General features: G+C 59.3%; 13 protein-coding genes. All 13 read left to right on the top strand.

Features of this window, described 5'->3' with window-relative positions:
• Nucleotide 1: 1 nt before the first annotated feature.
• Entirely contained in the window at nt 2–1,009 is a 1,008-nt protein-coding gene (locus ACQ5BM_RS25410) for an ABC transporter permease (protein WP_429817646.1), read from the top strand.
• Nucleotides 1,006–2,520 carry a sugar ABC transporter ATP-binding protein gene (locus ACQ5BM_RS25405; RefSeq protein ID WP_429817364.1) on the top strand — a complete coding sequence of 505 codons (1,515 nt, stop codon included), beginning with the start codon at nt 1,006–1,008 and terminating at the stop codon, nt 2,518–2,520. The genes ACQ5BM_RS25410 and ACQ5BM_RS25405 overlap by 4 nt, the downstream gene beginning before the upstream one ends.
• Nucleotides 2,520–3,476 (top strand): ABC transporter permease, encoded by a 957-nt coding sequence (locus ACQ5BM_RS25400; RefSeq protein WP_429817645.1) that lies wholly within the window; start codon nt 2,520–2,522, stop codon nt 3,474–3,476. The genes ACQ5BM_RS25405 and ACQ5BM_RS25400 overlap by 1 nt, the downstream gene beginning before the upstream one ends.
• A gap of 38 nt (nt 3,477–3,514) precedes the next feature.
• A complete protein-coding gene (locus ACQ5BM_RS25395) occupies nt 3,515–4,498 on the top strand; it encodes a sugar ABC transporter substrate-binding protein (protein ID WP_429817362.1) in 984 nt (327 codons plus the stop codon).
• 105 nt (nt 4,499–4,603) lie between these two features.
• Nucleotides 4,604–6,364 (top strand): hydantoinase B/oxoprolinase family protein, encoded by a 1,761-nt coding sequence (locus tag ACQ5BM_RS25390; RefSeq protein ID WP_429817360.1) that lies wholly within the window; start codon nt 4,604–4,606, stop codon nt 6,362–6,364.
• Between the two features lie 2 nt (nt 6,365–6,366).
• Nucleotides 6,367–8,442 (top strand): hydantoinase/oxoprolinase family protein, encoded by a 2,076-nt coding sequence (locus ACQ5BM_RS25385; RefSeq protein WP_429817358.1) that lies wholly within the window; start codon nt 6,367–6,369, stop codon nt 8,440–8,442.
• Between the two features lie 357 nt (nt 8,443–8,799).
• Nucleotides 8,800–10,653, top strand: coding sequence for a methyl-accepting chemotaxis protein (locus ACQ5BM_RS25380; RefSeq protein WP_429817355.1), 1,854 nt, complete (start codon nt 8,800–8,802; stop codon nt 10,651–10,653).
• Between the two features lie 266 nt (nt 10,654–10,919).
• Entirely contained in the window at nt 10,920–11,243 is a 324-nt protein-coding gene (locus tag ACQ5BM_RS25375) for a hypothetical protein (RefSeq protein WP_429817352.1), read from the top strand.
• Nucleotides 11,244–11,429: 186 nt separating this feature from the next.
• Entirely contained in the window at nt 11,430–11,606 is a 177-nt protein-coding gene (locus ACQ5BM_RS25370; RefSeq protein WP_429817350.1) for a hypothetical protein, read from the top strand.
• A 189-nt stretch (nt 11,607–11,795) separates the two neighbouring features.
• A complete protein-coding gene (locus tag ACQ5BM_RS25365) occupies nt 11,796–12,824 on the top strand; it encodes a DUF3991 and toprim domain-containing protein (RefSeq protein ID WP_429817347.1) in 1,029 nt (342 codons plus the stop codon).
• 67 nt (nt 12,825–12,891) lie between these two features.
• Nucleotides 12,892–13,497: a DUF1419 domain-containing protein gene (locus ACQ5BM_RS25360; protein WP_429817345.1), complete on the top strand. Its 606-nt coding sequence runs from the start codon at nt 12,892–12,894 to the stop codon at nt 13,495–13,497.
• 13 nt (nt 13,498–13,510) lie between these two features.
• Complete coding sequence (locus tag ACQ5BM_RS25355) at nt 13,511–13,912, top strand: DUF3085 domain-containing protein (RefSeq protein WP_429817342.1); 402 nt, start codon at nt 13,511–13,513, stop codon at nt 13,910–13,912.
• 115 nt (nt 13,913–14,027) lie between these two features.
• Nucleotides 14,028–19,208: a DEAD/DEAH box helicase family protein gene (locus ACQ5BM_RS25350; RefSeq protein ID WP_429817339.1), complete on the top strand. Its 5,181-nt coding sequence runs from the start codon at nt 14,028–14,030 to the stop codon at nt 19,206–19,208.
• Nucleotides 19,209–19,229: the final 21 nt, after the last annotated feature.

Genomic DNA, 19,229 nt, shown 5'->3' with positions numbered 1-19,229 from the left:
AATGCAGTCTGCAACGAAGCGTGCCGAGCTCAGTGCGCAGTCCGTAACGGGCAGTGCGCGAGCGGAGTCGCGGCGGATATCTGCGAACGCGCTGGTTTACGGGATCCTGGGCTGTACCGTCCTCACGCTTCTGATGATCATGTGGTTGGAAGCGCCGAACTTCTTTCGTGTCAATAATCTTATCAACGTGCTGGTGCAGGCATCGATCGTCGGGATTCTCGCTCTTGGACTGACCTTCGTCCTCATTGGCGGGGGGATCGACCTTTCTATGCCGGCCACTTTGGCGCTCGCTGGCGTGCTGGGAGCGATATGCATGCGAGAAACTGACCTTGCCCTTATCGGGCCGGTCGTCATGCTTGCAGTCGGGGCCGCGATTGGTGCCTTCAATGGCTATGCGGTGGCCTATCTGAAAATGGCACCCTTCGTCGTAACGCTCGCAACAATGACCGTTGCCGGCGGCGCTGCGGTGTGGATCACCGGCTCTCAGAGCATCTCCGACTATCCGCTCGAGTTCGAAGACTTTTTCGTGGCCCGGGCTATGGGGCTTCCTCTTTCCGTGTGGATATTTGGCGCCTGCACCGTTCTGGCGAGCCTTATTCTCGATCGCACGGTGTTTGGTCGCTTCGTCCGAGCCATTGGTTTCAATTCAGTCGCCGCGTCCATATCGCGTGTGCCGGTTCCGCGTGTCCTTTTTCTTACTTACGTGGTGGCGGGTGCTCTTGCCGGCCTCACAGGCATCCTCCTTGTCGCTCGCCTAGGCTCGGCGTCAGCCAGTCTCGCGAGCGATAGCCTTTTGCTCGATATCATCAGCGCCTGCGTCATCGGCAGGGTGAGCATCTACGGCGGCATCGGTACTCCGCTGCAGGCGGCTCTTGGCGCGATCGTCGTCACCCTGATCAGCAACAGCTTGAACCAGCTTGGCGTCTCATATTTCGCGAGCCTGGTCATCAAGGGCGAAATCATCGTGCTCTTCGTCTATCTGGACAGGTTGCTCAGGAGGTCCGCATGACCATGCCCCCACGGATGGAAATGTCGCGGATTACGAAAGCGTTTGGCGGCGCCCCCGCTATTGCCGATGGAAATCTCATTCTCAACGCCGGCGAAGTCCATGCATTGATGGGCGCCAACGGCGCCGGCAAAAGCACCATGATGAACATTCTCGGCGGTGTGATCGCGAAGGACTCGGGGACCATCATTATTGATGGTGAATCTGTCGAACTGGGAACTGCAAAGCGTGCAGCCGCTCTCGGCATCGCCTTTGTGCACCAGGAACTGACGACCATGCCGACCCTCAGCGTGGCCGAGAACATCTTCATAGGCGGCTTTCCGAAGAGGGGGCCGTTTATCGATCGCCGGAAAATGATCGCGGATGCCAAAGGGCTTCTTGAGCGTGTCGGCTGCAACGTTGATCCGCTGACTCTCGTCGAGAGATTGAGCACCGGTGACCGGCAGTTGGTGGAGATTGCAAGAGCCGTTCGATCCGAACCGAGTATCATCATTTTCGACGAGCCGACATCCTCACTTTCCGGTCCGGAACGAGAGAAGTTGTTCGCAGTCATAGGGAAGCTTCGAGCTGATGGTGCGGCTATCGTCTTCATCAGCCATTTCCTGGACGAGGTTTTCAGGGTCTGCGATCGGATCACGGTTATGCGCAACGGCAGAACAGTCGGTTCATACCGCACAACCGAGACCGACATGCACACCATAGTTACCCAGATGCTTGGCAGTGTGGCCGCCTCAGAACGCGTCAGACTGCCGGTTATGGCGATGACCTCTCCAAGCCTATCAGCACGCGGCATATCCTCGGGCGTGCTCGTGGATAATGTCAGCCTCGAAATGAGGCCTGGTGAGATTGTTGGGCTGTGGGGACTGCTGGGCTCGGGAAGAACCGAACTGGTCCGGGCCCTGATGGGTCTCGACCCGCTCTCAGCTGGCACCCTTGAGGTTATCGACGCGATGGGCCATCTCAAGGAGACCCGACCCGAGGAATTGCGCCGGAGAACTGGCCTTGTCACCGAAGACCGGCGCAAGGAAGGCGTGGTCCTGCCCTTCACAATTGCAGAAAATATTGCGTTGCCGAACATCGGTAGCCTGAGTAACGCCTTCGGTTTCATCGATCGCAAGAGAGAACAGGATCTGGCAGGGCGCCTGTCAGCCGAACTCGGTGTCAAATCAACGTCCGTCAGACAGACAGCCGGGACACTTTCTGGCGGCAATCAGCAGAAGGTGGTTTTCGCCAAGTGGCTACCAACGAAGCCGCAGTTCTTCATTCTCGACGAGCCGACTCGCGGTCTCGATACCGGCGCCAAAGCCGAAATCCTGAAACTAACCGTGCGGTTGGCGGAGGAGGGCGCATCGATCCTTTTCATCTCTTCAGAGCTTGAGGAGCTCATGCGTGTCGCCGACCGCTACCTTGTCGTCAACCGAGGGCGTATCACGCACGAATTGGCGGGCTCTGCCTCTCATGAAGAGCTCATGCAAGCGGTCTCCGGCGAACAAAACATAAAGGGAGCAGCGTGATGGCAACGGCAACTATTCGCAACCATGTCACCAATCTCTCACGTAGCCTTGGACTGGTGTTCGTGCTTCTTGCCGTGCTGATCGGCTTCAGCATTGCAGCTCCGAGCTTCGCAACGGCCGACAACCTGTTTGCTGTCCTGCACGCAATGGGACCATCGACGATCGCGGCAGCAGGCATGGCGCTTGTCATCCTGACAGGCAAAATCGACATTTCGATCGGTTCAACGGCGTTTCTGTCGGCCTCGATCGGCGCTCTCTTGATGGAGCGAGGCACGTCGCCGCTGGTTGCCTTTCCCCTTATCCTGGCGCTGGGCGCAGTCCTTGGAGCAATGAACGGCTTTCTCGTCGCCTATCTGAGGATCAACGCGTTGATTGCGACACTCGGCACGATGATGGCGTATCGCGGGATGGGGTTAATGCTGACGGACGCTCGCGTCATTCCCCTTCCGGAAAGTATGAGAGACATCGCAAACCTCACTGTCGGACCAGTTTTCCTCGAAACGATCGTCGTCATACTGCTGGTAATCGCAATTCATGTCCTACATCGCTCCACGAGCTTTGGCCGCACACTGACGGCGGTCGGGAATGGCGAAGACATCGCCGCGAAAGTCGGCCTCAACACAAAACGGACAGTCTTTGTGACGTTCACGCTTGCGGGATTGCTCGCCGCCGCCGCCGCCTGCAGCAGCTACGTGCAGGTTGGCTCGGTCAGCGGCTTTCTGGGCAAGGGGCTCGAGTTCAACGCGATCGCCATTAGTGTTGTCGGAGGAATTTCTCTCGCCGGCGGCCGTGGGCGCATCATTCCGGGCGTCCTGATTGGCGCCGCCGCCTTTCAGATGATTTCCAATGGTCTGAATCAGGTCAACGCTGATCCTTACATCTACCAACTTGTTACGGGCGCCGTGATCTTTGTCGCGATGTACATGGACGCACTGAAGACACGCCCGTCACAGTGAATGACGAACGATAATTCAAGCCAGAAAAGGGGAATACCATGAATTTGAGAATGGTCCTTGGCGGCGTCGTCGCTAGCTTCGTCGCCGTCGGCGCAGTTCATGCTGAGGAAAAGACCATCGGTCTTTCCTGGAACTCGAAGGAGAACGAAATCGTCGGCAAATGGGAGGAATATCTCCAGAGCGAAGCTGCCCGGCAGGGAAAGGAAGCTGGCATCGAATTCAAGTTCATCATCAATGTGGCAGATAACGATCCTACACGTCAGGCTGCCAATATCGAAGACCTGATCAACCAGGGCGTCGACTTAATTATCGCCCGTGGCGAGGATTCTGCCGCGATTGGTTCGTCGATTCGTGCGGCAAAGCGTGCCGATATTCCTTTCATCACATTCGACCACGGCTCCACCTCGCAGAAGCCGGATGCTCACGTGTCTGGTGACAGCTACAATCAGGCCAAGACGACCGCTGAGGCTTTTGTCGCCGTGCTCAAGGAGAAGGGCGTCAAAGGGCAGTGCATAGAACTGCAGGGTGCGCTGAAAGACGTCAACGCCGTCAACCGCTCGAAAGCCTGGCATGAGGTTACCGACACGTCTGGCGTCGTGACGACCGTGCAGTCGGTGCCGACGGAGTGGAATCCGGAGATCTTCCGGTCTGGCACTGTGAACGCGTTCCGAGCAAACTCCGATGCCAACTGCATGTTCCTGGCGAGCGACTTTGCGATTTCGGCAGTCCGTTCTGCCCTCGAAAGCATGGATAAATGGCATCCTGCCGGTGACCCGAAGCATGTCTATATCGCTTCGCAGGATATTTTTCCCGAAGCCGTTGCCGCGATGGAAGGCGGTTACATCGACGTAGGCACGACGTTCGATGCTTATGACCATGCCAAGGAGGCCATTCGGGTTGCGATTGCGCTGATCAAAAAGGAGGATCCGAAGTGCGGACCCGATGGATGCCTGGCGGCAGGACGTGTTGCTACGCCTACAAACATCGACAGTCTTCCCAATCTTTGGTCGCGTAAGTCCTAATCCGATCCGGCGCCCCGGAAACGGGGCGCCGGTCCTTTCCTGCAGACCTATTGGAATTTTGCCGTGAACAAATCTGTCTCCCACACCCCTCCAGCCGAACTTCCAATGTTCACGTTGATCGTGCTCCGGCGCCGCTTCGAGTCGGTCGTTCGTGAGATGTCGAATACGCTTGCCAAGACCGGCCGATCCGGCGTGCTAAACACTGCACTCGATTTTTCCTGCATGGTGACCGACAGCCAGTTCCAGTCTCTCAGTGCAGGGCAGGGGCTTCCGGTCCACACCGGAGCAATTCATCTTATCCCTCAGGCTGTCGTCGAAAAGTTCGGTGACGATATTGGTCCAGGTGATTGCTTCGTGAACAATTCAAGCTACCACGGAAATACCCATTGTGCCGATTTCACGCTCTGCTCCCCGGTATACTATAATGGCGAACTGGTCTTTTATTCGGTGGCGCGGGCGCATTTCAGCGACATGGGTTTTCCTACGCCCGATACCTACGCACCACTTGCGAGAGACTATTATCAAGAAGGTCTGATGTTGCCCTGCGTCCGGATCCAGAAGGCTGGCAAAGACGTTCCCGAGGTTATCGACATCTGCAAGGCGAATATTCGTGCACCAGAAATCTTCTACGGCGATTACCTTGCAACACTGGGAGCCGTTCGAACCGGAGAACGACGCGTTCTGGAGATTTGCGACGAATTCGGCGCCGAGATCGTCAAGCAGTTCCTCAAGCAATATCAGGACTATGCCGAAACAATGGCGATGGAAGCGATCCTGAAGCTCCCAAGCGGGAGTGTCAGCAAGGAATTCCACCACGATTCTGTCATTCCCGAATACCCGGATGGGATTCCGGTACGTGCCAAGCTTTCGGTTGACGCCGAAGCCGGCAGGATCGAGATCGACCTGCGCGACAACGTCGACAACCTGCCGCTCGGCATCAATATGAACGAGGCGACAGTTCTTGCCTGCTGCGCAACGGCAATCATGAACATCCTTGGGCCGGAAGTGCCACGCTGCGCCGGCGCTTTGCGGCCCGTCAATATTCTTATGCGCGAGGGCAGTGCGATTGGCAGGCCGAAGTTCCCGGCAGCGACCTGTGCATCGACAACAAATCTTGCGCACATTTTGATCGAACATATTCAGTCGATGTTCGCTGAGCTGCGGCCGGGTCTGGGAACCGCCTATGGGACCATAGGACATCCAGCGTCTGCACCGGTCGTCTCTGGCACTGACTCGCGGTATCAGGATCGCGCCTTCGTCAACCAGATCATGCTTGGCTATTGGGGCGGTCCGGCTTCCAGTGGATATGACGGATGGCTGACCTATGGCAGCGGTACGACGCAAGGCATGCTGTGGCAATCCAGTATCGAGGTTACCGAATTCCAGCAGCCCATCCTGATTGAAAAGCTGGAAATTCGAACGGATTCTTTCGGGCCAGGCGAATGGATGGGGGGAGGTGGCGCGTCATGCGTCATGCGGGCCCGGGCCGATACGCTCCGCTTCACCTGCAACAGTGGGGCACGCAGGTTTCCGCCGGCGGGAACCGCGGGCGGATCTGCCGGAGCTCCGAACCTTGCATGGAAACAGTTGTCAGATGGCTCTCTCGTGGAGCTGCCGATCTTCTTCGACGTCGAAGTCGCGCCAGGCGAAAAGCTCGTCTCTGAAGGCTGTGGCGGCGGCGGATATGGTGAGCCTTGGAAGCGTGATCCGGAAAAAGTCCTAAAATCCGTCCGAGCCGGGCTTATTAGCGCGGACCGTGCCAGATCCATCTACCGGGTCGCGCTCAGCGAAACCCCGCTGGGATACCACCTCGACGAGGCTGGTACCCGCGCCCTGCGCTCAGACATCCAATCACAGGCAAACTGAAAATGACGCACAAGGCATTCCCTCCCTACCATATTGCTGCGGATGTCGGCGGTACGTTTACCGATCTCGTATTGCGCGATGATCGAGATCAGACGTTCCTGTTTAAGTCATTGACGACCCCTGTTGATCTTTCAATTGGCATTTTCAATGGACTCGAATTGATGTCGGCAGCAATCGGCCATTCGCTTGAAGAAATGCTGAGATCCTCTTCTTCCTTCGCTTGCGGAACGACTGCGGCGACAAATGCAATTCTTGAGGGCAAGACTGCGCGCACAATCCTTCTGTGCACTGAGGGGTTCAGGGATACCCTGTCGATCCGCACCGGTGGCCGGCACGGCTTCAGCATTCAGGAAGCATTTCCCGAGCCTTACATCCCCCGCGAACTCACTTTCGGCATCCCCGAACGGCTCAACGCCGAGGGACATGTCGAACTGCAACTCGACGTCGAAAAAACACGCGAGTTAATCAGCGCGTGCTCCCGATTCGAGCCCGAAGCAATCGCTGTCGCCCTTCTGTGGGCGCATATTAATCCCGTCCATGAAAGGACGGTCGGTGCCCTGATCGAGGAAATTCTCCCCGGCATTCCCTACAGCCTCTCTCACCAGGTGAATCCGGTCATCGGGGAATACAAAAGGACGTCCGCAGCGGCCATCGACGCATCGCTGAAACCTGTTCTCAAGCGGCAGATCAAGGCTCTCGAGGACAGGTTGGCGGCAAGCGGCTTTACAGGCCAGCCGACCTTCGTCTGCTCCAACGGTGGGCGAACGTCCAGCAAGGAAATAACTGAAAGGCCTGTCTATCTCTGCCTTTCAGGCCCATCGACCGCTCCGGCGGCGGCATGCCGACTGGCAGAGCGGGCAGGTGTTCCGCATGGGAATGTCATCACGATCGATATCGGCGGAACCAGCCTTGATGCGAGCATAGCGCGCAATGGCCGTGTCGCCATGCATCGCGAAGGTTCGATTGCAGGACATGTCTTCGGCGTTCCCTCGATCGATGTGGCGACCGTCGGTTCGGGCGGCGGTTCGATTGCGTGGGTGGACGCCGGCGGAATGCTACGGGTTGGGCCCGAAAGTGCCGGTTCGTTTCCTGGGCCGGCTTGCTACGGTCGCGGCGGAACTCGACCAACCCTGACCGACGCAAATCTTGTGCGCGGTCTGCTCGACCCAGATTCTTTTGCCGATGGGCAGATGACCCTTTCTGTCGAAATCGCGCGGAAAGCAATACAGCAGGATGTTGCTGATCCCCTGGGAATATCTATCGAAGAGGCCGCAGCACTGATAGCTGCCGTAGCAGAACAGGACATGGTCGCCGCAATCGAGGAGCTTGCCATCAAGCGCGGCTTCGACCCTCGCGAATTCCTCCTTGTCTCCGGTGGCGGTGCTGGTGGACTCCATGCCGCCCGTCTCGCCAGGGAGCTTGGCATGAAAGAAGTGCTGTTCCCGCATGCTGCGAGCGTGCTTTGCGCGTACGGAACTGCGACCGGCGATGTCAAATTCGATTTCTCCGTGAGTCGCTCCACCAACAGCAAGGCTTTCGATTTTAGAGCGGTTGCTGATGCGCTCTCTGAACTTGGAACTGAAGGTACCGCTTTTCTGAATCGCATGGACGTGAGTGCCGATCGCCGTGTGTTGCGCTTTACGGTCGATGCGCATTATCAAGGTCAGATCTCGTCGCTCTCCGTCGAGCTGCCTGCCGCGATCGATGATCAGGATGGTCTAGATGCCTTAGTGGAGGAGTTTCATAGGGAGCACGAGAGACGTTACTCGGTGAGGGCATCAGGCGATACCATCAACTTTGTCGCTTGGAACGTCGAAGCGATAGGTCGTGCCTATCGGGAGGATGCCACTGTTGCCCCGAGACCGGATTTGAATGAGTTCCTGATCACGCGTGAGAGAAAGACAGCGCATCCGACGCTGGGAACGATGACACTTTCGCTGATTGCCAACGAAGATCTTAAGCCCGGCGATACGTTCGCTGGCCCGGCCCTCATCGAAGATCGTCTGACCTCGATACTCGTTCCGGACCTGGCAACTGCGGTCATCACCAATGATAGAGGGATCCTTGTCACTCTCTGAGCGAGTAGAGTCATCGATAGATGCCGTTGAACGAGTAAGCTGAGCGAACGCTCCACGCCTTTTTCTGGGTGCCCGATTCCCTCTCGAACGGGAAACGGGTTCCAATCGAAACTGCGTCGTTGGCGCCCGCGCCGGCAGCGGTCGATCGCATTCTGAGACATCAGTGACGACTGCGACAGAAAGCGACGGCGACACCATTTCCTCGAAAACTAATGCCGGAAGAACCAGATGCGCGTCCCGCGAGCATCCACGAGCTGCGGATCGGCATTCCCGATCCGCCATGTTGCCTCATGCGACGGTTTAATAAAAATTTACTGCTCATACACAGTATATCGATATATCAATATGGGGAGCTCGATGAGAGAATATCTGCTGCATTGCTTGAAAGAGCTGTCGACAACAATCTCGTTCTCGATGCGTGCGAAAGTCGGGATCGCCATGGGGTTGCTACTTCTCAGCACCATTAGTTTGGGGGTCGCCGGGTTGGATCGATTGAGCGCTGTCAACACCGCGGCGACTTTGATAGCCAACAAATGGCTCCCGTCTGCACAAAGTCTGGGGATGCTGGCCGCACGCTTTGAAACCGTACGGTCCCGTCAATTGCAGCTTCTTCTCTCGGGTGAGGATGATCGTAAAAAGGCCGAACGCGAACTCGAAACCGGCCTGCTTGATATGTCTGACTCCCTCAAGGAGTATGGAGCGCTGGCAGTCGGTGAGGACGAAACCAAGAACTCGGACAATATCTCCCTTACTTACGACGCTTACATAAAATTCACAGCGCCTTTGGCCGGGATGCTTTCAGCGGGCGATACGGCTGGAGCGCATGGCCTTCTGCTCGGTCAATCACAACCCTACCTGAAAGGAATTCGAGATGCGATCAAAAGGGGTCAGCGATACCAGAAAGAGAACTCATCATCCGCTGTTGCCTTAGGCACGAGAGCAGCCAAAGAGGCTAATTTATTCTTTGTGGTCGGCTTGGCCGTGGTGAGCATTGTGTGCATTGGTGCATTCGCGTGGATGCAATCGCGTGTTGCATTCCCGATCACTCGGCTCACGAACGCAATGCAGGCTTTGGCCACAGGCAATCGATCTATCGCAATTCCCGATCTCACGCGACGAGATGAGATCGGTTCCATGGCTCAGGCACTGGCCTTTTTCGGTAAAGCTCTGGATGAGCGCCAAATTCTTGAGAATGAACAGAGGCGGTTACACGATGAGACGGATCATCGCTTGCGCTCCACAGAACGGGCATTCGAGGCTGCGAGCATCGAGCAGCGTCGAGCCCTGTCAGTACTTCGTGACGGACTGGTACATCTTTCCCGGGGTGATTTGACGGTCCGGATCGACCAAACTCTTTCATCTGAGTACGAGGATCTGAAAACCAACTTCAACGACGCGGTTGAGGCATTGGAAAAAATCGTCGCTTCCGTGGTCGAGACGGTCGTCGCCGTAAACCAGACCGCCGCTCAAATGACCTCCATCTCTGATGAACTGGCGAGGCGAACTGAACAACAAGCGGCTTCTGTCGAGGAGGCCGCAGCCGTACTGTCAGAAATTACCTCTACAGTGGAGCGAACTGCGTCTGGGGCGTCCAACGCCAACGAGGTCGTCCGGTCGGTCCAGACGGAAGCGAGACAGTCCGAGGCGGTTGTCGAAGACGCGGTCGCTGCGATGGGCGAGATCGAAGGATCATCGTCGCAAATGTCGCGAATTATTGCAACAATTGATCAAATCTCTTTTCAAACTAACCTTCTAGCGCTGAATGCCGGCGTTGAAGCAGCGCGGGCGGGAGAGGCCGGAAAGGGCTTCGCAGTGGTGGCTGCCGAGGTTCGTTCGCTCGCACAAAGCTCAGCGAATGCGGCTAAGGAGATCAACAACCTCATCTCGACCTCGGGGGGACAGGTCGCGCATGGTGTTGAGCTAGTCGGGAAAGCTGGAACGACTCTGAAACTGATCGCCTCGCGGTTCGAACAGATCGCGTCAATCGTCCGCGAAATTTCCGTCGGCTCAAATCATCAAGCCGAAGGCTTGCGAGGCGTGAATGCAGCCGTCGATCACATTGATAAGATGACCCGAGAAAACGCTCATCTGGTAGATGATTGGAACAAAACCGTGCAAGAAATTTTGCTCAGGTCCGAGGTTCTAAAGGTTGCGGTCAGCGGCCTCACCCTTCGATCGCAGGCGAGTTTCGAAGAAAGGATGATCGCGTAATTCCAAGTTCTCCTACTCCTTGATGACGCAGTTCCATAATAACTCTTATCTGATTTTGGTAATGTTATAACACAACATGCGAAATGCCGTAGAAGAGATTTCGAATTTCGGGCTCCTCCCCAGGCAACTTGGCTGTCGCCGACCAGGTCCCGGCGGCAGCCCTTTTTCTCCGGGGCATCGCAACTCGCTTTCCACCGATATCTCAGTGGTGGCGTTCCGCTCCACACCCGCCGCCGACCACGGCGCAATTGAACGTGGATTTTTTCATGAAGGAACGGATGCTTTCGCCACGTGAAAAGACCTGCCTTCGGTGGATTGATCGAAGCAGGACCGTCGCTGAAATCGCTTCGCTTGAGGGCAAAAGCCTCGCTGATATCGAGAGCTGCCTGCAAAGTGCGTTGGGCGCGCTGAAGGCAAAATCCGTAAAGGAAGCGCTCCAGAAAGCGGCCCATAGCGAGTCCGATTGGCTGATCGATTTTCTTCAGGCGCTCTTTCCGTCGGCTTTAGACGGAACCGACCTTGCTGCCGAGAGCGGCGGGAAACGAACGGCACAAGCGTGGAAGCCGTGCGCAGACCTGCGTCTCAACTGAAGCAAGCCAATCCCGCTCTCTTTAATGGCGTCCTGGCCTAACGCCGGATCTTCCACGATCAACCCGTAAAGGGTCCGTTAGCAAGCTGCGGCCGCTTCGCCTTCGCTCGCGGTGATCGCGCCCGTCGTCGGGCCTTTTGGGGAGCCATCGAGCGGGAATTGGCCCGCTCCAGATGGAGCCTCTCACATGTCGCACAACCTTTCTCTCGCCCAGTCCCACGCCTTCCAGCTCTCCCGCGACCTGATGGTCCCGGTCACTCTTTTCTGGGTCGACGGCGAATACGGCGTCCTTCCTTCTGACGAGATCGACGCCGATGACGATCTTGAGATCGTCCATGAGTTTTTCCCTTGGGCGGCTCATTGAGCCGCCCTCTTTCGGTCTTTGGGCCGTGCCGGCTGCCGCTTGCGAGCGGCAGCCGCAAGGGAGGCTGCGCCGCAGCCGGGTATTGCATGATCCGACAATTGTCAGCCGCGCCCTTGTCGCCTTTGCTCTTCGCGGCTGGGGGAAGTGCGCCCGCGAAGCGACGGGCAAGAAAGGCAAAGAGGAAGAGGAATGAACAGGAAGGAAATAGAGGCGCTACGCGACCGGGTGAGTTGTGCGACTGTTCTTGAGCAAGCGGGTTTCGCCATCGATGTGAAGGAGAGTACCCGGCGGGCGATGAAGTTTCGCCGATCGAGCGAGATCATCATCGTCACCCATGAGGGGCGCGGATGGTTCGACCCGCTTAGCGATGCGAAAGGAGATGTGTTCGGACTTGTCGAGCATCTCGATCATGTCGGATTTCTCGCAAGCGCCGGGAGGGTCGCCGACCTCGTCGGTTTCGCGATCACCGAGCCGGAATGGCAGGCGCCGGCGCGCGATCAAGGCCATAACGTTTCTCTCCCCGAGCGTTGGCAGGCACGTCGCCGTCCTTGGCCCGGCTCGCCGACATGGGCTTATCTCAACAGGAAGCGATTCCTGCCGGTCACTTTGCTACGCGCCGCACTCCGGCAAGACCGCCTTCGGGAGGGTCCATATAGCAGCATGTGGGCGGCGCATACGGACAATGCCGGGATTGTCACCGGCTGGGAGGCGCGAGGGCCAGAGTATCGGGGCTTTGCCTCCGGAGGCACGAAGGTTCTCTTCCGTCTGGGGCCAGCCACAGCGTTGCGCCTGGCGGTCACTGAAGCTGCGATCGACGCCATGAGCCTTGCCGCCATCGAGGGGATGCGGGATGGAACACTCTATCTCAGCACCGGTGGCGGATGGTCGCCGTCGACGGAGACGGCGCTGCGGCAGTTGGTCTCGCGAGCAGATAGCCTCCTCGTCGCCGCGACAGACGCCAATCCGCAAGGGGACACGTTTGCCGAGCGCTTGCGGGCGCTTGCTGACGAAACCGGCTGCGGCTGGTCGCGGCTCAGGCCGGCCGCGGAGGACTGGAACGAGACCCTGAAAATCAGAGAGAAGGAAAAAAAGGAAGGTAGAAGCGGCGGCGTGCCGCATTCGCGCCGCCCGCGTCAAGGGAAGCTTCGCCCGGCGGAGCCGGCCCTTGACCCGGCCGGCCGCGATGCCGGCGGCCCGGGAGGTGTCATGAAGGACTGAAGAGGATGGCAAGGTCGGAAGGACAGTGCTCACGCTTCGGTCCGGTACCATCTCGAAGGAGCCGCAGATGAATCCCTCTCCCGCAATTCGCAAGGTCTTCCAGGGTGTCGCCTCACGCCACCAAATGTTCCGGATGTTCGACCGCTACGCCCAGCGTCCGAACCGTTGGGACGGGGACGCCGCGCCGCTCTATGCCGGCGAATGGTTCGAGATCACGGAGGCCGAGCATGACTACATGTTCGAAATCCTGCCACCGCTCTTGATCCGCGGAGCGATGTTCGCGATGCGGGAATTCCTCACCGGTTCGGTGACATCAGTGTTCTTCGCCTTGCGTATCGATGGCGTCATCCGCCACTTCCATGGCTATTGCGATCTTTCGGACGGGCAAGCGATCGAGCGCATGCGTGTGGCAATCATCGAGCGCGAGAGCCGGCCGGTGCGGGCTATGACGCGCGACGAACGCCTGGAGCATATCTGGAGCACCACTGCGGACGACTATCGTGGCTATGCTGGCGATCGCTGGGCCGAAGCCGCGCGCGGCAGGCGCACGATCACACTCTACGACGGCCAGACGGGCAGCACGTTGAAACTGCTGGACGAACTGACTGACGACGAAATCGCAGCCAAGCTGCCGGTGCAGTTGCGCCATCTCTCCTCCCCGATCGCCGCATGAAGGAGGCGACACCATGCTTTCCTTCCCGCTGATATCGGTCCGCGAGGTGATCGCCCGTGGTCGTGCCGATGCGGAAGTCAATGGTGGCTTCCGCAACCCCTACTACGGCCTCCGCCCAGGCACCGACGAAAAGCCGGGTCTGTGGCTCGTTGGAGATCGCGGCGTTTATCTGATGTCCAACGGCAAACTGCCCGATGGTGCCAGACCACTGGTCGTCTATGCCGAGGAATGCGATCCCCGCACCACTGATGACTGGTTCGACGTCAAACGCCGGACCTTTGGCGGCGATGATGGAGTCGATTTCATCGATGCGGAACAGCTGGAAGCCATGATGGCGGCCGCTCCAGACGCGACGCACCTTCGCATCGCATTTCTCCAAGATTCGATGCAGCTCACCTTGATCGCGAAGTCCTAGCCATTTCGCGATCAGCCCGGCCCGTTTGGGCGCCAACCAAAAACCAGAGTGTTCTTCAATCCCGCAGGTGGTTTCCCGCGGGTCGATGGCGCTCGCCATTTCCCGAGGAGGTTCCATGAGCAACGATCCCTTCACTCTCGACATGTTCGGCAGCAGCGCACTCTCGTCTGGCCTTGGCCCGGGTGTCACGGCGTTCGGCGGCTTCGAGCCGGCCGCCGCCAACGACGACGACCCGGAACCGACGCCGCCCTCTCCTGCCCCCGCCTTGCCGGCGACGGCAATAGAACGTCCGGCGCCCCGGCGACGCGGCAACCGGTCGAATTTCTACCTCGACGATGCGGATCGAGGCTTGGCCGGATCCTGGAAGGATCGCGCCCGCGCCAATGTTGGCGCGATCCTGATCGCGAACAACATCGAGAAGCAGGATCGACCTGCCACCACGAAGGAGCAGGCGCAACTCATCCGCTTCACGGGGTTCGGCGCCTCGGAGCTGGCGAACGGGATGTTCCGCCGTCCCGGGGAAATCGATTTCCGCGAAGGCTGGAGCGAACTCGCCAGCTCGCTCGAAACCGCCGTTTCGGGCGCCGACTACGCGTCGCTCGCTCGCTGCACCCAATATGCCCATTTCACACCGGAGTTTATCATCCGGGCAGTCTGGGCGGGCTTGCAGCGCATGGGATGGCGCGGGGGCCGCGTACTCGAGCCCGGTATCGGTACGGGCCTGTTTCCAGCCCTGATGCCGGCGGCGTTCCGCGACAGGAGCTTCGTCACCGCCGTCGAGCTCGATCCCGTGACTGCCCGCATCGTCAAGCTGCTGCAGCCGAAGGCCCGGATCATCAATGGCGACTTTGCGCGAACCGATCTGGCGCCGATCTACGATCTTGCCATCGGCAATCCGCCCTTCTCCGACCGGACCGTCCGGTCTGACCGGGCCTATCGTTCGCTCGGGCTCCGGTTGCACGACTACTTCATCGCCCGGTCGATCGACCTCCTGAAGCCCGGAGCACTCGCCGCCTTTGTCACCAGCTCCGGGACTATGGACAAGGCAGACGCGACAGCGTGCGAGCATATCGCCGGGACCGCCGACCTGATCGCGGCGATCCGACTGCCGGAGGGCAGCTTCCGCCGCGACGCCGGTACGGATGTCGTCGTCGACCTTCTCTTCTTCCGCAAGCGCAAGGTCGGGGAGGCCGAGGGGGATCGGTCCTGGCTCGACCTCGAGGAGGTGCGGCCCGCAACACAAGACGAGGGCGCTATCCGTGTGAATCGCTGGTTCGCAGAGCATCCCGAATTCGTGCTTGGCGAACATGCCCTGACCTCGGGGCCTTTCGGCGAGACCTACACCTGCCGCCCGCGCGCCGGCGAAGATCTTGACGCGGCGCTGCAGGCGGCAATCGCCTGCTTTCCGGAAGATCGATATGACGGCGAGCCGACCAAGATCGACATCGACCTCGAGGATGAGCTCGGCGAGATCGTCGATCTTCGCCCTGAAAGCCGGCAGGTCCGGGAGGGTAGTTTCTTTGTCGACAGTCGCCGCGGTCTCATGCAGATGCTCGACGGCACGCCAGTCGAAGTCCAGGTGCGCAAGGGCCGTACCGGTGACGGCATCCCGGAAAAGCATATCGGCATTATCAGGAAGCTGATCCCCATCCGCGATGCCGTTCGCGAAGTGCTGAAAGCCCAGGAGCTGGATCGGCCCTGGCGTGATGCACAGGTGCGGCTGAGGATCGCCTGGTCCAGCTTCGTGCGCGATTTCGGTCCGATCAATCACACCACGGTCTCGATCAGCGAGGACGAACACTCCGGCGAGGTGCGCGAAACGCACCGCCGCCCGAATCTGCAGCCGTTCCTCGACGACCCCGACTGCTGGTTGATCGCCTCGATCGAAGACTACGACCTCGACACCGATACCGCCAAGCCGGGGCCGATCTTTTCCGAGCGTGTGATTTCTCCCCCTGCCCCGCCTGTGATCACCAGTGCTGCCGATGCGTTGGCCGTTGTCCTCAACGAGCGTGGTCGCGTTGATGTCGAGCATATCGCCGAGCTGCTGCACAGAGAGGTCGACGCGGTCGTCGACGAACTCGGCGATGCGATCTTCCAGGATCCTGCCAATGGCTCCTGGCAGACCTCGGATGCCTACCTGTCTGGAGCGGTCCGCACGAAGCTTGCTGTCGCCGAAGCAGCCGCGGCGCTCGATCCGGCCTACGAGCGCAACGTTCGCGCGCTTCAGGCGGTACAGCCCGCCGATCTTCGCCCCTCCGACATCACCGCGCGTCTCGGTGCGCCGTGGATTCCGGCAAGCGACGTCGTCGCCTTCATGAAGGAGATGATGGGCGCCGACATCAGGATTCATCATATGCCGGAGTTGGGGAGCTGGACCGTGGAGGCACGGCAGCTTTCCTATAGTGCGGCCGGCACCTCCGAATGGGGCACCAGCCGCCGTGATGCCGGCGAACTGCTGGCCGATGCGCTGAACAGCCGTGTTCCGCAGATTTTCGATGTCTTCAAAGACGCCGGCGGCGAGCAGCGGGTCCTGAACGTCGTCGATACCGAGGCGGCGCGCGACAAGCTGCAGAAGATAAAGCAAGCCTTCCAGAACTGGGTGTGGACCGATCCCGATCGCACCGATCGCCTGGCGCGGGTCTATAACGACCGGTTCAACAACATCGCGCCTCGAAAATTCGACGGCTCGCATCTGAAACTGCCCGGCGCCTCAGGCGCTTTTTCTCTTTATGGGCACCAGAAACGCGGCATCTGGCGGATCATCTCCTCCGGTTCGACCTATCTCGCCCACGCGGTCGGCGCCGGCAAGACCATGACAATGGCCGCAGCCGTGATGGAACAGCGTCGGCTCGGCTTGATCGCAAAGGCGATGCTGGTGGTGCCCGGCCATTGCCTGGCGCAGGCGGCCCGTGAGTTTCTCGCACTCTACCCCAATGCCCGCATCCTCGTCGCCGACGAGACGAATTTCAGCAAGGACAAGCGGGCGCGCTTCTTGAGCCGAGCAGCGACCGCGACCTGGGATGCGATCCTTATCACGCACTCGGCCTTCAGGTTCATCGCCGTGCCCTCGGCCTTCGAACAGCAGATGATTCACGATGAGCTGCAGCTCTACGAGGATCTGTTGACCAAGGTCGACAGCGAGGATCGCGTCTCGCGGAAGCGCCTCGAGCGGCTGAAGGAAAGGCTGCAGGAACGGCTGGAAGGCCTTGCGACCAGAAAGGACGATCTGCTCACTATCGCCGAGATCGGTGTCGACCAGATCATCGTCGATGAAGCCCAGGAGTTCCGCAAGCTCTCCTTCGCGACCAACATGTCGACGCTGAAGGGCATCGACCCAAACGGTTCCCAGCGCGCCTGGGACCTCTATGTGAAATCCCGCTTCATCGAAACGAAGAACTCGGGGCGTGCACTGGTGCTTGCTTCCGGCACGCCGATCACCAACACGCTCGGTGAGATGTTCTCGATCCAGCGCCTGCTCGGCCATCAGGCTCTCGCCGAACGCGGGCTGCACGAATTCGATGCATGGGCGTCGTGCTTCGGGGATACGACGACCGAGCTGGAGATCCAGCCGTCCGGCAAATACAAGCCGGTCAGCCGCTTCGCGAGCTTCGTCAATGTACCGGAACTGATTGCGATGTTCCGCGCTTTCGCGGACGTCGTCATGCCGGAGGATCTCCGCGCATACGTCAGGGTGCCCGAAATCTCCACCGGGCGGCGGCAGATCCTCACGGCCAAGCCGTCCCCGGCCTTCAAGGCCTATCAGCAGGTGCTCGATGGCCGCATCAAGGCAATCGAGATGCGCGAAGGACCGGCGCAGCCCGGCGACGATATCCTGCTCTCCGTCATCACCGACGGCCGCCATGCAGCGATCGATCTGCGCCTTGTTATGCCGGCCAACGACAATGAGGACGATAACAAGCTCAACCTTCTCGTCCGCAATGCCTTCCGGATATGGAAAGAGACGGGTGATACCGCCTATCTCCGGCCGGATGGCAAACCCTATGACCTGCCCGGCGCCGCTCAGATGATCTTCTCCGATTTGGGCACGATCAATGTCGAGAAAACCCGCGGTTTTTCCGCCTACCGCTGGATCCGCGACGAACTCGTCCGGCTGGGCGTTCCGGCTTGCGAAATCGCATTTATGCAGGATTACAGGAAGACCGAGGCCAAGCAGCGGCTTTTTGCCGACGTGCGAGCCGGCCGGGTTCGGTTCCTGATCGGCTCGTCGGAGACGATGGGAACCGGCGTCAACGCTCAGCTCCGGCTCAAGGCGCTGCACCACCTCGACGTGCCGTGGCTGCCATCCCAGATCGAACAGCGCGAGGGCCGCATCGTCCGGCAGGGCAATCAGCACGATACTGTCGATATCTTCGCCTATGCGACAGAGGGCAGCCTCGACGCTTCCATGTGGCAAAACAACGAGCGCAAGGCCCGCTTCATCGCGGCAGCGCTCAGCGGAGACACTTCGATCCGCCGGCTCGAAGACCTCGGTGAAGGACAGGCCAACCAGTTCGCCATGGCCAAGGCGATCGCCTCCGGCGACGAGCGGCTGATGCAGAAGGCGGGTCTCGAAGCCGATATCGCGCGGTTGGAAAGACTGCGCGCCGCCCATGACGATGACCAGTATGCGGTGCGTCGGCAGATGCGCGATGCGGAGCGTGACATCGAGGTTTCGACCCGCCGCATCACAGAGATCGGCCAAGACATCGAGCGTCTTGTTCCGACCGCCGGTGAAGCCTTCGCGATGACCGTGCTGGGCAAGGTCCACCATGAGCGGAAGGAGGCTGGTCGCGCGCTGATGAAGGAAATTCTCACGCTCCTCCAGCTGCAACAGCAGGGCGAGGTTCACCTCGTATCGATCGGCGGCTTCGATCTGGTCTATGAGGGCGAGCGCTTCGGAAAGGGCGATGGATACCGCTACTCCACCACGCTCCAGCGCACCGGCGTCGGCTACGAGATCGATCTTGCGGTCACCGTCACCCCACTCGGCGCCATTTCCCGTCTTGAGCATGCGCTCGACGGGTTCGAGGAGGAACGGGAGCGCTATCGCCATCGTCGGGATGAAGCGCACCGGCGGCTTGCCTCCTATCGCTCCCGCGAAGGCGGGATTTTCGCCTTCGCCGACGAACTTGCGGAAAAGCGCCGACAGCTGCGCGAGGTCGACGATGCTCTTGCTGCCGCCGCGGTTAAGGGCGCAGAAGCCCCCTATACAGGGCTGCTTGATCAGGGTGACATTTTAGATGCAACGCAGCATTCGCATAGCTGCGTTGCACAAAAAATCATTTCCCCCTGATCAAAAAACGATCATAACGCA

Origin of the sequence: Ensifer sp. B1-9, from assembly GCF_050474445.1 — a bacterium.
GTDB lineage: Bacteria > Pseudomonadota > Alphaproteobacteria > Rhizobiales > Rhizobiaceae > Ensifer.
Note: the sequence above shows the minus strand (reverse complement) of the source record. Positions and strands in the feature narration are given on the sequence as shown.

What these genes read in the sequence shown, in the direction of transcription:
- ACQ5BM_RS25360 (WP_429817345.1), top strand. Translation starts at nt 12,892, where the DNA reads ATGAATCCCTCTCCCGCAATTCGCAAGGTCTTCCAGGGTGTCGCCTCA.
- ACQ5BM_RS25410 (WP_429817646.1), top strand. Translation starts at nt 2, where the DNA reads ATGCAGTCTGCAACGAAGCGTGCCGAGCTCAGTGCGCAGTCCGTAACG.
- ACQ5BM_RS25375 (WP_429817352.1), top strand. Translation starts at nt 10,920, where the DNA reads ATGAAGGAACGGATGCTTTCGCCACGTGAAAAGACCTGCCTTCGGTGG.
- ACQ5BM_RS25390 (WP_429817360.1), top strand. Translation starts at nt 4,604, where the DNA reads ATGTTCACGTTGATCGTGCTCCGGCGCCGCTTCGAGTCGGTCGTTCGT.
- ACQ5BM_RS25365 (WP_429817347.1), top strand. Translation starts at nt 11,796, where the DNA reads ATGAACAGGAAGGAAATAGAGGCGCTACGCGACCGGGTGAGTTGTGCG.
- ACQ5BM_RS25350 (WP_429817339.1), top strand. Translation starts at nt 14,028, where the DNA reads ATGAGCAACGATCCCTTCACTCTCGACATGTTCGGCAGCAGCGCACTC.
- ACQ5BM_RS25405 (WP_429817364.1), top strand. Translation starts at nt 1,006, where the DNA reads ATGACCATGCCCCCACGGATGGAAATGTCGCGGATTACGAAAGCGTTT.
- ACQ5BM_RS25355 (WP_429817342.1), top strand. Translation starts at nt 13,511, where the DNA reads ATGCTTTCCTTCCCGCTGATATCGGTCCGCGAGGTGATCGCCCGTGGT.
- ACQ5BM_RS25385 (WP_429817358.1), top strand. Translation starts at nt 6,367, where the DNA reads ATGACGCACAAGGCATTCCCTCCCTACCATATTGCTGCGGATGTCGGC.
- ACQ5BM_RS25400 (WP_429817645.1), top strand. Translation starts at nt 2,520, where the DNA reads ATGGCAACGGCAACTATTCGCAACCATGTCACCAATCTCTCACGTAGC.
- ACQ5BM_RS25370 (WP_429817350.1), top strand. Translation starts at nt 11,430, where the DNA reads ATGTCGCACAACCTTTCTCTCGCCCAGTCCCACGCCTTCCAGCTCTCC.
- ACQ5BM_RS25380 (WP_429817355.1), top strand. Translation starts at nt 8,800, where the DNA reads ATGAGAGAATATCTGCTGCATTGCTTGAAAGAGCTGTCGACAACAATC.
- ACQ5BM_RS25395 (WP_429817362.1), top strand. Translation starts at nt 3,515, where the DNA reads ATGAATTTGAGAATGGTCCTTGGCGGCGTCGTCGCTAGCTTCGTCGCC.